The organism is Campylobacter sp. RM12647, from assembly GCF_020138135.1.
In the GTDB taxonomy this organism is placed as follows: Bacteria; Campylobacterota; Campylobacteria; order Campylobacterales; family Campylobacteraceae; genus Campylobacter_E.
In genome coordinates, this window is the sequence record NZ_JACGAS010000004.1 from 17,151 (window position 1) to 31,714 (window position 14,564).

Here is a 14,564-nt window from a genome sequence, read left to right on the forward strand (position 1 = left end):
TTTGAAAATTAATTTTCAAATTCTTTTTAATTAAAACTCTTGCCAATTATCAAGACCTAATTTTTTCATTCTTACAACTCCCCAAAAAGCTAAAATACAAGACAATAAAGTCCAAGCAGCAGGAGCAAATAAGCTAAATTTTGCTAAATATGTAATAATTGCCGGAGTAAATCCTGCAAAAAATATTGCAACTAAATTATAAGAAATACTCAAACCACTACTTCTTACATGAGCAGGAAATAATAAACTCATAATAGCAGGTGCTAATCCAACAAAAAAGCTAATTAATAAACATAAAATTATATGAATAGCAAATAATAAAAAAGCATTACTACTACCTAATAAAACATATAAAGCCAAAAATGGAATAAAAGATAAAAGCCCAATAGAAATCATAAGAGATTTTATAAGACCAATTTTATGTGCTATAAACACTGCAAAAAAACACCCTAATGTCAAAAATATATTTCCTAAAAAACTAGCCGTATAGCCTAATTGCATATCATAGCCTAAGAATTTATGATAAAAAGTAGGCATAAAAATAATTAAACTATAAACTCCAGCAGTCCATAATGTGCTAAAGAGCATACCTGTAAAAATTCTACCTTTATAATCTTTTAATAAATCTTTTAAAGGTGCTTTGTTTTTGTTCTCTTTTTGTTGCTCAATAAAAACTGCACTTTCATTAGATTTATTACGAATATATACACCAACAGGAATAATCAAAAGCCCGAAAGCAAAAGCATATTTCCAAGCACCATCATAAATATCTTGAGTAGTAAATATAGTAGTAATAATAACTCCAGCTAATGCAGATAATATATTAGCAATTCCAATGGTTGATTGCAAAAATGAAGCATATAATAATCTTTGCTTTTTATCAGCATTTTCTAATAAATAACTAGTTGCTCCACCGATTTCTCCACCTGCACTAAATCCTTGAAATAATCTTGCTACTAAAAGCATAATAGGAGCTAAATATCCTATATCTTGAAATTTTGGAGTTAATACTATAATAATTATTCCTATAGCCATTGTTGAAATAGTTAGCAATAAAGACTTTTTCCTACCATATTTATCACCTATATAACCACATAATATAGCACCAATAGGTCTTGCTATAAAACCAACCCCAAATAATAAAAAAGTATTAATCATATTAGTAATTGGGTCTGCTTCTTTTGGAAAAAAATTAGCACTAATATATACTGCAAAAAATGCGAATAAAGAAAAATCATACCATTCTAAAGCATTACCCATAGAAGCTGCTATAACGGTTCTTGTTCTATTTTTCATAACCACTCCTTAATATGTTATTTAAAATAATTTGAGTGCCAATAGCTGCATCTTCAAATGAGCTTTCTTCATCAGGATGATGAGATAAACCATTTTTGCTAGGTATAAAAATCATACCCATAGAAGCTATCTTAGCTATAAAAGCACTATCATGCCCTGCCCCACTTGGCATAATAATATTACTTACTTGTAGCTCATCTGCTGTTTGTTTTAAATTCTTAATAATTAAATCATCAGCAGGAGTAGCATTAGAATCTGATACTAATTTATAATTAGCGTCTAAATCTTTTAACTTTTCTTCAATCTCTTTAATAAAATTTATTCTTATTAAATCATCTTCACTTCTTAAATCTATACTTATTTTTACACTATTAGAAATAACATTAGCAGCATTAGGCATTACACTACACGCCCCAACGGTTGCTACCGTATAAGCTTGTTTAGAATACTCAATAGCTTTATCATTTAACCATACAATAAATTTTGAAGAATTTAATAAAGCATCTTTTCTTAAATGCATAGCTGTTGTTCCTGCGTGATTGCTTAAACCTTTAAATTCCACATTAAATCTTGAAATACCTACAATTTTATTTACAATACCAATCTTAGTATTTAAACTCTCTAACATATTTCCTTGTTCAATATGCAATTCATAACTTTCAATAAGCTTACCTATTCCTAATTCGTTAAAAGTTCTAAATGATTTATTACCACCTGATTTGATTATCATATCTGATAATTTAGTATCATTAACCTTAATATCAAGTTGTTCTTTACTCAAATTACCAGACATTCCCCTAGAACCTACGCAAGATAAACCAAAATAATTAGGCTCTTCTCCTAAATAATCACAAAAAATTAAAGTTTTATCTAATTGTATATCTTTTAAAGCTGTAGCAATTACCATAGCAGATACAACACCTAAAACTCCATCAAATCTACCACCACTAGCAACGGTATCGCTATGAGAACCTATTATAATACATTCATTACTTTTGCCCTTTTTAATAGCTAACATATTGGCAAAATCATCATATATAACATTAAGTCCTAAATTTAAAAAATGATTTTTAATATATTTTCTACCTTCTTCATAAGTATTAGTAAATACCAATCTAGTAAAAGGACGATTTGTTTCTGTAATTTTTGCTAAATTATTTATATGAAATTTAATATCATCTGCAAGTATTTTCATATCAATTCTCGTTAGGATTTATAAATTTTGCATTAAATTTATATACATTTTTACCATCAAATACTTTATTACCCCTAACATAGTGTTCATTTATTTTATAAAGCATTTCATAGCCTTCATACAAACTATAATCAAGATTACTAAAACCATCTTTTGCATAATACTTATAAGTATCTTCGCTTAAAATAACAAAATCAGCATCATTTCCAGCTTTTAATTCTCCTTTATTTGGCAATTTAAACAATTTCGCTGGATTAGTTGATAGTAATTTAGAAGCTAAACTTAAATCTACATTTCTTTTTTTACATTCACTTAAAAATAAAGGTAATAACACTTCAAGACCGGCAGCTCCACTAGAATTTAAAAATATATTCTCATTACTTTTTCTATCTTTACTCCATCTTACATGGTCTGTTGAAACCACATCAACTAAGCCATTTTTTAAACATTCCCATATAGCTTCTTTGTTGGCTAAATCTCTTATTGGTGGGTTGATTTTAGCAATACCATTTAATCTTCTAACCTCATCTTCTTCAGAGCAAATTAAATAATGCAAACAGCATTCAACACTAGCTTTGTAGCCATCTTTTTTATAATTATTAGCAATTTCTAAAGCTCTTTTATTAGAAGCATGAACAACATGAGCTTTCGCTCTTGCACTAGCTCCTAATTCATATATAGTATTTACAGCTATATTTTCAACCCACTCAGGGCGAGATAAATTATGTGCTTTATAGTCTGTTCTTTCTTGTTTTATTTTTTCAGTTAGATAAATAACACTTTCATGGTCTTCATTATGCACTCCTACCATTACATCATATTTTGCACATTCAAGCATAACTTCATACATTAAATATGGTGGTATTCTAGGAAATCTAACAGGGTCTGTTCCGAATAAAGATAATTTAAAGCCACAAGCACCTAATTTTATTAATTCTTCAATATTTTTTATACCATCTTCTGGATTTATGGTCGCATAAAGAGCAAAATCAACATAAGAATTTTCTAAGCCATCTTTTAATTTTTTATTAAAATTATTTGCGTTTGATATAAGTAATCCTGCATCATAAGGCATTTCTACCATTACACTAACACCACCTGCACTTGCTTGTTTGCTTGCTAGTTCAAAATCTTCATTATTTGCTTGAGAACGAGAATGCACTTGAGAATCAATAGCCGATGGAAAAATAATCTTATCTCTTAAATCAATTGCGTCTTCACTAAAACCATAAATATTTGCTAATTCTTTTATGCTCTTTTGATAATCTTTTTCTAAAAATAATTCTACTCTACTAAAGAGCTCTTCTTTAACAACTAAAACACCAATACCTATAGTATCTTTTAATACTAATTTAGAAACATAAGTTTTCATTTTACTCCTTTATTAACTTATGTTTTTAGGATACTAGATATATTGATAAAAAGATAGAAAAAAAGAAAAATATTAAAGCTTGTATTACTTTTAGTAACACAAGCTTAAAGAATTTGAAAATTAATTTTCAAATTCTTTCAATGATTAATTACTGCATTCGTCTAATAAATAAGCAATATGTTGCCAAGACATATTAGTAGCATCGCTAAGTCCTACTTCGCAAGTGCTAGATGAACTAAAGCCTCTTTTAACATTAGTGCTTGAATAAAATTTCTTAAAATTATTTGTAGCACTTATATTTAGCTTAGGAGTTAAAAAGCCTTTATATCCAGCAAATCCACAGCAATATGTATCATTATCAATTACTATTTCATCAGCACATAATTTAGCTAAACTCATTATGCTATCTTCTATATGCATTTTTCTAGCAGCACACATAATATATAAGCCTATTGGCTCATTTACTTTTGTAATTTTTAATCTTGGAGCAATTACTTTGTATAAATATTCACTCAAATCATAAACTTTACCTTTATGATTTTTAACTACCTTAGCCGAACAGGCAGAATGATCAATCACAACGCTGCAATTTTGATTAGATAAATACTCATTTAATTTTGCTTCATTAGCAATTTGAATATTTTCATAATTCTCATAAGCTTTTCCGCAGCATAAATCATTTGGAGCGTAGATTATTCCAATTCCTGCCTTTTTACATAGACTTTCAAATACTTCTTGAATGCTTCTTTTATCACTCATTTTTGCATTAGGCTTAAATGCTTTATTTAAACAACTTGTAAAATATATAACATTTTCTTCTTGAGTATTTGTTGAATACTTATAATCATTTGCTCTAGGCAAGTAATTTCTACTTTGTGGTAAATTAAATGTAGCTAGTAAATTATTTAATTTGTAATTATCAAATTTATTAGCAATTTTTAAAGAAGTTTTTGCTAGAGCTAAAGTAGTTTCGTGGTGATTATAAGCAAAATTACCAATAATTCTTGAAATAGTTCCTTGATTTGCTTTTCTATATTTTAAGCTAAAATCAGCAAAATTAATACCTAAAGGACATACCATAGAACAAACCCCACAAGCAGCACAGGTAGTATCTACATAAAAATTATAAAGCTTTTTCATATCTTTTAATTTTTTCTTGCTATCTTCGTCGTTTAATTCTTCTAAACTCTTCATCTCTTTAAGCACTGCAATTCTTTGTCTAGGGCTTAGGCTGATTTCATTTGATGGACAAAATCTCTCGCAAAATCCACATTCCATACATAAATTTAAAGCTTCATCAACAGGGCTTTGGTTTTTGATATTTTTCTTATAAATATCTTTATCTTTTGTAATAATTACATCAGGATTAAATATATTATCTTTATCAAGAATATCTTTTATCTTGCAGTTTATAGCATAAGCTTTTTTACCCCACTCAATCTCAACAAAAGGTGCAACCATTCTTCCTGTGCCATGCTCTGCTTTAATACTTCCACCAAAACTAGCTACTACACTTGACATTTTTTCTACTAATTTTGCAAAATTTTCAAATTCGGTTTTATCATTTAAATTAGGAGTAATGATAAAGTGAATATTTCCAGCTAATGCGTGACCAAAAATAATACCTTCAAAATTAAATTCTTTAAATAAATCTTGAATAGCACTAATACCATTTGCTAAATCTTTTATCTCAAAACACACATCTTCAGTAATAACAGTAGCTCCAACAGGTCTTTTACTAGCTGCTATTGGTAAAAGCGCTTTTCTAATCTTCCACCATAAATCATATTCGCTTTTTTCTTTAGAATAATATGATTTAAAAGTTTTACTTGAAAGCTCTTTAATTTTAACTATATTTGCATTTAAAACTTCTTCATTATCGCTTTCAGTTTGAATTAATACACAGGTATTATTGTCTTTTATATCACTTAATAAATCTTTTAATTCATCATAACTACTAGCAGCTTTTAAACTAGCATAATCCATAATTTCAGCTGAATTTATAAAATCATATTTTGCAAATTCACTAATAGTATTTGCAGCGTCGCTAATATCATTAAAAAATAATAAAGCACAGGCTTTATAAGGTAAATCATCAATAGTTTTAAGTCTTGCTTCACTAACAAAACCTAAAGTCCCTTCGCTACCTACAAATAAATGAGCTAAAATATCTATTTCATCATCATAATCAATGAAAGAATTTATAGCATAGCCTGTTGTGTTTTTGATTTTAAATTTGCGTTTAATTAATTCATATAATTCGCTATCATTTTTAATCTCTTCTTTAATAGCTCTAATTTCATTAATTAAATTAGCGTGAGTTCTTTTAAATTCTTCCACATTTGCTTTATCTTTAGTATCTAGGATAGTTCCATCATTTAATATCACTCTAATACTATTTAAAGTTTTATAAGAATTATCCTTAGTTCCACAACACATACCACTTGAGTTATTAGCAACAATACCACCAATTAAAGCTGAATTAATCGTAGCAGGGTCTGGGCCAATTTTTTTACTTAATTTAGCTAATGATAAATTAGCATTAATTCCAACAACACCACAACCTAAACTAATCTCGCTAGCATCATCATTTATAGCGATTTTTTTGAATGCAAACTTAATTACTACTAAAACACTATCCGTTGAGCTTTGACCGCTTAAGCTAGTTCCTGCTGCTCTAAAGTTTAATGGAGTTTTATATTTATTTGCTAGTCTAATTATTTCTTGTATTTCGCTCTCATTTCTTGCTATTACTACTATCTTAGGGACATATTTATAACAAGACGCATCAATTCCATAAGCAAAACATCTAAGATAGTCATTAAATATCCTATCTTTAAACATATTCTTAGCTTCATTATAAAATAATTCATAATTATTCATATTATTTCTCCTTTTTTCTTCGTTAATCAAATTAATGTTATTTTACATAAATTATTTGGAATTTAAAAAAGAATTTAAAAAAAGATTTTTAATTAAAGGATTAATATGCTTACAAGTTTTATTATCTTAGCCATTGTTTTATCAATTCTAATTGGCTATAAAACTCGTTTAAATATAGGATTTTTTGCAATTATATTTGCCTATATTATTGGTGCGTTTTTTATGGATTTAAAGCCTAAAGAAATTATTTCTTATTGGCCTGTTTCTATATTTTTTGTTATTTTTGCGGTTTCGTTATTTTATAATTTCGCAAGTGTTAATGGGACATTAGAAAAACTAGCTGCATTTTTGATTAAAAAATTTGAAAATTATCCGTATTTTTTACCTTATGCTATATTTTTAGTATCGGCTTTAATTGCTGCAATGGGTGCTGGATTTTATAGTGTTTTAGCCTTTATGGCTCCAATTACTTTTTTACTCTGTGAAAAAACAGGTCTTGATAGAGTTGGTGGAGCTATGGCTATTAATTATGGTGCTTTAGGCGGGGCAAATTTCCCAACTTCTCAAAGTGGAATAATATTTCGCTCTCTTATGGAAAAATCAAGTATAAATCCTGATATTGCATTTTCTAATGCTTTTGTGATATTTTTATTTACTTTTATTTTGCCTATTTTTGTAATCAGTCTTTTTGTATTTAAAGCAAAAAAATCTAATATAAAAATAGAATTATTAAGCGAAAAAATTACTTTTAATGATAAACAAAAAACCACACTAATTTTAATGGCGCTTATGATGGTTTTTGTATTAGCTTTTCCTTTATTACACATTGCATTTCCTAATGAAAAAACTATAACTTTTATAAATTCTAAAATAGATATAGGATTAATAGCTATTGTTTTTGTAGCTATATCATTGCTTTTAAAATTAGGAGATGAAAAGCAAGTTATAGCACTTATTCCTTGGGGGACTTTGATTATGATTTGCGGAGTTGGGATACTTGTTAGCATTGCTACTAAAGCAGGTGTGATTAATCAATTATCAGGCTTTGTAGAAAGCAATGTGCCAAAAATAATTGTCCCTATTATGATGATGATAATTGCAGCTATTATGTCGCTATTTTCTAGTACTTTAGGAGTGGTTACTCCTGCACTTTTCCCACTTGTGCCTACATTAAGCAATGCAAGTGGGTTTAGTGAAGTTGTGTTATTTACTTGCATAGTAATTGGAGCACAAGCTAGTGCTATTTCTCCATTTAGCTCTGGAGGTTCATTGGTTTTAGGAGCGATTGCAAACGAGCATAAGGATAGTTTATTTAAAGGCTTGATTGTAAGAGCAATTCCTATAGGTTTTATAGCAGCATTAATTGCTGGAATTATTGTTATGAATATTTTTTAAGGAAGAATTATGTATATAGATACTCACGCTCACATTTTTAGAGCAAATATAAGTTCGGCTAATGTAGTTAGATATGTGCCAAATTATGATGCAAGTTGCGAACAATATTTGGCTAATTTAAAGGAATTTAATTTTTCTTATGGAGTTTTAGTTCAGCCTAGCTTTTTAGGTTTTGATAATTCATATTTATTACAGGCTTTAAAAGAGCATTCTAATTTAAGGGGAATTGTGGTAATTGACCCTAATAATATTAGTGATTTAAAAGAAAAAAATGTCTGTGGATTAAGGCTTAATCTAATAGGAAAAGATAAGCCTAATTTTGATGATTATAAAGAAGCTTTAGAGTATATTAAAGAATTTAATCTTCACATAGAATTACATAAAGAATTAGATAAATTATTATTTATCATTGATGATTTAGCCAAATATAATGTAAAAATTATGATTGATCATCTTGCAAGACCTAATAAAGATACTTTTAAATTATTAGATGAGTTTAATAATTATAAAAATTTAGATATTAATTTTAAAGTAAGTGGTTTTTATAGATTAGATGAAGATTTAGCGTTTAGTAAAGATGTATTTGATAAATTAAGCGATATTTTTGATATAAAACGCTTTGTTTATGGAAGTGATTGGCCGCATACAAATTACGAAAGCAAAATAAATTATCAAAAAGCTTTAGATGATTTTTTAAAAGTTACTAATGATAAAGCTAAAATTATATTACAAGATAATGCTAAAGAGCTTTTCTTTATATAAATATTTTTAATTCTTATTTAATTTAGTTAAATAAGAATTATTTTAAACTTAATATGAAAAGTCTAATCTAAATGATAAACTTCTTTCATATTAAGCCATTTTTGACCTGCATAGCCAAGTGATATTTGGCAAGGGTCTGTGCAAGCCCACCACTTACGAGTATTCTCATCGGCTGCCATTTTTGCCATATCAGCTTCGTAATCACTCCCTACATACTCAAAATAAGCGAATAGATATTCGCCAAAATTATAAATTGAATAATTACGAATATTGCAAGCCTTTATCATCTCATTTACACCTTCCATAGGATTTGCGTGAAGTCTTTCGTATTCAGCTAATTTTTCCGGAATAACTTTTATAATTTGCCCAAATCTTTGCATTTTAAATCTCCTTTATTTTATAAATTTCTTTTGCGTTTAAATAAAAAATCTTTTCTTTTAAATCATCACTTTTAAAATGATTTTCAATTATTCTAATCCATTCATTTGGTTTTAACTCACTTACAGGATAGTTTGAGCCAAAACAAATTCTACTTTCTCCAAAAATATTAAATGCCATATCAAGTAATTTTGAATAATCCTTACCTAAAATAAAATCATCTTGACAAGATAATTTCATATAAATATTTTCTTTTTTAGCAATTTGCCTTAAACTATCTTCGCCGCTAAAATCCTTAATATTTGCAAAATGATTAAAGATAATTCCTGATTTAAATTCCTTTGCAATTTTGCTAAAATTACTTAGCTCATCTTCGTTTATACAAACTTCAAACATTAAATCATTTGCATTTACTAGATTAATAGTCTTTTTAAACTCACTGCCTAAGCAATATCCACTTGGCTTTGTATGTAAAACTTCTCTAAAACTAGCACCACCTATCGTAGCAAGGCATAAAGCAAGTAATTTTTTATGTTTAAAGCTAAGTATTTTTGCACTCTCTTGGCTAGGATTATTTGCATTTATTTCTACATAAACTCCACCTAAAAAATCACTTTTGCTAAACTCATCTAAATATTCATCAAAAGAAAAATCTCTTTGCAATCTAGTTGGGGCGTTTTGCACCCAACTAATATCATTTTTATCCCATATATGAAAATGCGTATCAATTATTTTCATGACTTTTTAGTCCATAAAAAGCTATATAATGCTACATATAAAAAGCAAGGAGCTAAAGCTAAAAATCCCGCACCTGTGCCATAATTATCATTTATTGAACCCATAATTGTAGGCATTATTGCACCACCACAAATACTCATTACTAAGATTGAGCCACCAAGTTTTACTTGATTTAATGGCAAATCCTTTGTAGCAACGGCAAAAATAGTAGGAAAACTAATACTCATAAAGAAAAATACTAAAATTAAAGCATAAACACTAATCATTCCATCAGCAATATATAAATAAAAGCACAATGCAACATTTATTAATGAATAAAGTCCCAAAATACTCTCACCTTTAAATTTTTTCATAAGTGGAGTTGTAACAATTCTTCCTATCATAAACGCAACAAGTGCAGCTGAGAAAAAATATGCTGATTTTTCATCGCTTAAAGCTTTTTCTCCTAAACTTGCTGTATGTTCTACTGCGTAATTTATAAAAAACGCTCCTGCTCCAACTTGAGCTGCAACATATAAAAATTGAGCTAATACGCCTAAGTTAAAATGTCTATGTTTAAATACATCAATTGATTTTGAGTTGTCTTTATACTCTACTTCTTCACTTACTTCGCTACCTTCTGGAATTTTATTAAACACAAATGCAAGTAAGATTAAAAACACTACTAAAGCAATTCCTACATAAACCATTTGCACATTAAACATATTTTCAAGTAATGCTTGTTCTTTTTCTGTATCAGTTGCATTTTCGCCACTATGAGTGATTGATAAGAATAAACTTCCACCAATAATAGGTCCAACAAATTGTCCAAAACCATTAAAGCTTTGAGCTGCATTAATTCTAAAAGAAGCGTTTTTCTCATCTCCTAGCTTTGTCATATAAGGATTTGCATTAGTCTCAAGTGCTCCAAGCCCGCACGCAAGAATGAAAAATGCAAATAAAAACATAGAAAAACTAGCCATATTAGTTGCAGGAATTATTAATAAGCAACCAATCGCATAAAGTGCTAGTCCTGTAATAATCCCAACCTTATAAGAAAATCTTGAAGCAATCCAGCCAGCAGGAAGTGCCATCACAAAATACGCCCCAAAATAAGCCATTTGCAAGTAGCCACTATTTTGTTGAGTAATGCCTAGATGATTTTGAAAGTTTTTATTCATAACATCAACAAGTCCATAGCTAACACCCCATAAGAAAAATAATGAAGTTACTAAAATAATTGCAATTTTTACATTTTTATTCATTTTTTCTCCTTAATTTTCCCAGTTTAATGCACGATCAAGATGCATATAACCACCATCTGGAGTTAAAATCTGCCCTGTTGTGTGAGATGCTCTTGGGCTTATTGTAAATACTGCAGTATCAGCTATCTCTTCGCAAGTTGTAAAGCGATGACCTAGTGGAATAAATTTTGCAATTTCTTGATATTGTTTTTCAGGGTCAGAGAAATTTTTAATCCATTTTTCATAAAGTGGAGTCCAAACTTCAGCAGGGCAAATACAATTTACTCTAACATTATCAGGTGCAAAAGCGCAAGCCCACTCTCTTGTCATTGCTATTTGAGCGCCTTTTGCACTTGCGTATGCTGTGGTTCTTCCTTGACCTGTGATACCTGTTTTACTTGAGATATTTAAAATACTTCCTTGCTCTTTTTTAATATATGGAAGGCAGCATTTTGTCATTTCATAATAATGAAATAAATTGCTCTCATAACTTTTAATAAGCTCTTCAGTTGTAGCACTTTCAATATGAAGATTATCATTCATACCTGCATTATTAACAAGTGCGTAAATTGAGCCATATTTAGCCACAATTTGCTCTACAACTGCACTAATTTCTTGCCATTTTGATAAATCTAATTGATAAAAGCCGTAATTTGGGCAAAGTGCTTTAATTTTGCTTTCAAAATCACTATCAAGCTTAGAGCGAGATACGATAACAGGAATTGCACCTTCATTAGCTAAACACATACTAATGCCGCCACCAATACCTTTTCCACCACCTGTAACAACTACAACTTTTCCTTTTAATCCTAAATCCATAATTTCTCCTTATTTAATATTTGTGTAAGATTTTTTTAAATGTATTAACATAAGCACTCCTAAGAATGCGACCAAGCATAAAGCAATTAAACCTGCATAAGAACTATTAAATTGACTTTCGGCATAATTTTTTAAATTAGGCGCTACAAAACCACCAAGATTGCCTAAAGCCCCAATCAATGCTATTCCTGCTGCTGCTCCTGTGCCTTTTAAGATTTGAGTTGGTAAATTCCAAAAAATAGGCTGAATCGCTATAAAACCAACAGCTGCTAAAGATATGAATAAAATAAATAAAGCTAAAGAATTTATAAATACAGATAAAAACATACTAACAACAGCTAACAATAATAATGCAATACTAAAAGAACTCCAAGCTCTTAATTTATCAGCATAACTTGTAATAATAGGTAGAGCAATTAATACAACAGCCCAAGGAATTGCACTAATAATTCCAACCTTTAATCCAACATTTGTCCCTAAAAAATGTGAAACTTGAGTAGGTAAATAAAATAAAACCCCATAAACACTAAGCTGAATTGCAAAATAAACTAAAACGAATTTCCATACAATAATTGATGATAAAGCTTTGCTAGAATTTAATTCTTCTTTATTATTTTGTTCTTTTTCAAGTTCAGCAATTAAAATTGCTTTTTCTTCTTCGCTTAACCATTTAGCATCTTCAGGTTTACTTGCAAGTTTAAAATAAGCATAAAAACCAACTATAACAGTAATAGCACCTTGGATAATAAACATCCATTGCCAATTTTTAAACCAAATGCTAGGTGCATAATCTAATATAGCCCCTGTAATTACGCCACCAAGCATTAGTGCAAGCGGTGCTCCTAATTGATAAAACCCATAAGCTTTTGACCTATAAATAGTAGGGAAAAAATAACTAAGATATAAAATAACCCCTGGGCTAAATCCTGCTTCGCTAAGCCCTAATAAAAATCTTAGAATATAAAAACTTGTTTCATCTTTTATGTAAATCATAGCCATACATACAAGTCCCCAAGTTATCATAATTCTACTTAGCCAAATTTTTGCTCCTAATTTATGCAATAATAAATTTGATGGAATTTCAAATATCGCATAGCCTATAAAAAATATCCCCGCACCTAAAGCATATGCAGCTTTGCTAATACCAGCGTCTATTTCTATATAATCTTTTACATAAGCAATATTTGATCTATCTAGCATTGCTAAGCAAAACATTAAAAGTATTAAAGGCATTATCTTTAAATACATTTTATTAACTATTTTTTCCATAAATCCCCCTTTATTTACGACTTAGCAAGTTGTTGCTAGTCGCCAAACGCTAAAATCATTTTGTTTATTGATTTCTGCTTTTGTTAATTTGCCTTCACTAATTTTTACGATTAGCTCTATTAATTCATCTCTAATATCTTCTTTACTCTTATTGCCATCTACGATTTCGCCTGCGTTTAAATCAATCACATCAGCCATATTTTTCGCACAAAAATTATTTGTGCTTAGCTTAATCGTTGGAGTTACAGGGCTTCCTGTTGGAGTTCCACGACCTGTAGTAAATACAACTAAATTAGCCCCACCCGCAACCATAGCACTAAGCTGCTCTATATCATTTCCTGGAGTATCCATAAATGTAAGACCCTTTTTAGTAACTGGCATTGCATAATCAATCACATCTACAACTTTGCTTGTCCCTGCTTTATAAACACAACCAAGGCTTTTTTCTTCAATAGTAGTTAGCCCACCTGCTATATTTCCTGGGCTTGGATTTGCACCACGAATATCTGAGCCACTATTTTTTACATTTTCTTCAAAGCCATAGATTTTTTCATATATCTTTTTCTCAACTTCAGCATTAATTGCACGCCTTGCTAAGATATTTTCAGCTCCTATTAGCTCGGTTGTTTCAGCTAAAATTACAGCTCCACCATTCTCTACTACATAATCACTTAAACTTCCTAGCGATGGATTTGCACTAAGCCCACTATAAGCATCACTTCCACCGCATTCAGTGCCTAAGATAATATCGCTAAAATCACCTTCACTTAATTCACATTTACTAGCATTCTCAAGCATCTCTTTAACTATTTTTATGCCTTCGTTTGTTGTATTTGTAATACCGCCTAGCTCTTGAATACTAATTGCTCTTATATCTTTATAAGGAGCTAAACTTTTTGCTAATTCTTTAACAGAATTTGAACTAATAGTCTCACAACCAAGCCCAACTACAAGTGCTGCATATACATTAGGATTTGCACAATTTCCAGCCATTAGCATTCTTGTTTGCTCTGCATCAAAATCAAGCTGACTACATCCGTGCTGATGAGTTACATATACAGCTTCAGGACACGCTTTAGCAATGTTTTCTACGACCTTATTAGCACATACAACGCTAGGAATTATTAAGACCTTATTTCTTAAGCCAAACTTGCCATCTTCTCTTCTATAGCCTTTCAAAATTACTTTTTCGTGTTTTGAATCTTGTGCGTTTAGATTTTTCTTATTTGCACTC

General features: G+C 29.6%; 12 protein-coding genes. 2 read left to right on the forward strand and 10 right to left on the reverse strand.

Going from position 1 to position 14,564, the window contains the following annotated elements; all coding sequences use genetic code 11:
* Window positions 1-30: 30 nt before the first annotated feature.
* The 4 genes from AVBRAN12647_RS02455 to AVBRAN12647_RS02470 all read right to left on the reverse strand — a co-directional run bounded on the left by AVBRAN12647_RS02455 (window position 31) and on the right by AVBRAN12647_RS02470 (window position 6,746).
* On the reverse strand, window positions 31-1,296 hold the full coding sequence (locus AVBRAN12647_RS02455) for an MFS transporter (RefSeq protein ID WP_336608573.1): 1,266 nt from the start codon (window positions 1,294-1,296) through the stop codon (window positions 31-33).
* Window positions 1,286-2,491, reverse strand: a complete 1,206-nt coding sequence (locus AVBRAN12647_RS02460; protein WP_214120168.1) for a hydantoinase/carbamoylase family amidase — start codon at window positions 2,489-2,491, stop codon at window positions 1,286-1,288. Before AVBRAN12647_RS02460 ends, AVBRAN12647_RS02455 begins: the two co-directional genes overlap by 11 nt.
* Window position 2,492: 1 nt before the next feature.
* On the reverse strand, window positions 2,493-3,863 hold the full coding sequence (locus tag AVBRAN12647_RS02465) for a dihydroorotase (RefSeq protein ID WP_214120167.1): 1,371 nt from the start codon (window positions 3,861-3,863) through the stop codon (window positions 2,493-2,495).
* A gap of 144 nt (window positions 3,864-4,007) precedes the next feature.
* Window positions 4,008-6,746 carry an FAD-binding and (Fe-S)-binding domain-containing protein gene (locus tag AVBRAN12647_RS02470; protein WP_336614640.1) on the reverse strand — a complete coding sequence of 913 codons (2,739 nt, stop codon included), beginning with the start codon at window positions 6,744-6,746 and terminating at the stop codon, window positions 4,008-4,010.
* Window positions 6,747-6,851: 105 nt separating this feature from the next.
* Here AVBRAN12647_RS02470 and AVBRAN12647_RS02475 point away from each other — a divergent pair, with 105 nt between their 5' ends.
* The gene (locus AVBRAN12647_RS02475) at window positions 6,852-8,141 is read left to right on the forward strand and encodes an SLC13 family permease (protein WP_239803599.1); all 1,290 of its coding nucleotides are present in this window, start codon (window positions 6,852-6,854) and stop codon (window positions 8,139-8,141) included.
* Between the two features lie 9 nt (window positions 8,142-8,150).
* Window positions 8,151-8,903: an amidohydrolase family protein gene (locus AVBRAN12647_RS02480; RefSeq protein ID WP_214120164.1), complete on the forward strand. Its 753-nt coding sequence runs from the start codon at window positions 8,151-8,153 to the stop codon at window positions 8,901-8,903.
* A 62-nt stretch (window positions 8,904-8,965) separates the two neighbouring features.
* On the opposite strand, the gene AVBRAN12647_RS02485 is transcribed toward AVBRAN12647_RS02480, so the two are convergent.
* The 6 genes from AVBRAN12647_RS02485 to AVBRAN12647_RS02510 are packed head-to-tail and all read right to left on the reverse strand — an operon-like array spanning window position 8,966 to window position 14,512.
* Entirely contained in the window at window positions 8,966-9,283 is a 318-nt protein-coding gene (locus AVBRAN12647_RS02485; RefSeq protein ID WP_214118470.1) for an L-rhamnose mutarotase, read from the reverse strand.
* 1 nt (window position 9,284) lies between these two features.
* Entirely contained in the window at window positions 9,285-10,019 is a 735-nt protein-coding gene (locus AVBRAN12647_RS02490) for an amidohydrolase family protein (RefSeq protein ID WP_336614641.1), read from the reverse strand.
* Window positions 10,016-11,263, reverse strand: a complete 1,248-nt coding sequence (gene fucP / locus AVBRAN12647_RS02495; protein WP_336614642.1) for an L-fucose:H+ symporter permease — start codon at window positions 11,261-11,263, stop codon at window positions 10,016-10,018. The genes AVBRAN12647_RS02490 and fucP overlap by 4 nt, the downstream gene beginning before the upstream one ends.
* Window positions 11,264-11,272: 9 nt before the next feature.
* A complete protein-coding gene (locus tag AVBRAN12647_RS02500; protein ID WP_239803597.1) occupies window positions 11,273-12,061 on the reverse strand; it encodes an SDR family oxidoreductase in 789 nt (262 codons plus the stop codon).
* Window positions 12,062-12,070: 9 nt separating this feature from the next.
* The gene (locus AVBRAN12647_RS02505) at window positions 12,071-13,330 is read right to left on the reverse strand and encodes an MFS transporter (RefSeq protein WP_267523673.1); all 1,260 of its coding nucleotides are present in this window, start codon (window positions 13,328-13,330) and stop codon (window positions 12,071-12,073) included.
* 21 nt (window positions 13,331-13,351) lie between these two features.
* Window positions 13,352-14,512 (reverse strand): UxaA family hydrolase, encoded by a 1,161-nt coding sequence (locus tag AVBRAN12647_RS02510; protein ID WP_336614671.1) that lies wholly within the window; start codon window positions 14,510-14,512, stop codon window positions 13,352-13,354.
* Between the last annotated feature and the right edge of the window lie 52 nt (window positions 14,513-14,564).

Coding starts and splice junctions, on each gene's coding strand:
- AVBRAN12647_RS02455 (WP_336608573.1), bottom strand. CDS start 1,296: ATGAAAAATAGAACAAGAACCGTTATAGCAGCTTCTATGGGTAATGCT.
- AVBRAN12647_RS02460 (WP_214120168.1), bottom strand. CDS start 2,491: ATGAAAATACTTGCAGATGATATTAAATTTCATATAAATAATTTAGCA.
- AVBRAN12647_RS02465 (WP_214120167.1), bottom strand. CDS start 3,863: ATGAAAACTTATGTTTCTAAATTAGTATTAAAAGATACTATAGGTATT.
- AVBRAN12647_RS02470 (WP_336614640.1), bottom strand. CDS start 6,746: ATGAATAATTATGAATTATTTTATAATGAAGCTAAGAATATGTTTAAA.
- AVBRAN12647_RS02475 (WP_239803599.1), top strand. CDS start 6,852: ATGCTTACAAGTTTTATTATCTTAGCCATTGTTTTATCAATTCTAATT.
- AVBRAN12647_RS02480 (WP_214120164.1), top strand. CDS start 8,151: ATGTATATAGATACTCACGCTCACATTTTTAGAGCAAATATAAGTTCG.
- AVBRAN12647_RS02485 (WP_214118470.1), bottom strand. CDS start 9,283: ATGCAAAGATTTGGGCAAATTATAAAAGTTATTCCGGAAAAATTAGCT.
- AVBRAN12647_RS02490 (WP_336614641.1), bottom strand. CDS start 10,019: ATGAAAATAATTGATACGCATTTTCATATATGGGATAAAAATGATATT.
- fucP (WP_336614642.1), bottom strand. CDS start 11,263: ATGAATAAAAATGTAAAAATTGCAATTATTTTAGTAACTTCATTATTT.
- AVBRAN12647_RS02500 (WP_239803597.1), bottom strand. CDS start 12,061: ATGGATTTAGGATTAAAAGGAAAAGTTGTAGTTGTTACAGGTGGTGGA.
- AVBRAN12647_RS02505 (WP_267523673.1), bottom strand. CDS start 13,330: ATGGAAAAAATAGTTAATAAAATGTATTTAAAGATAATGCCTTTAATA.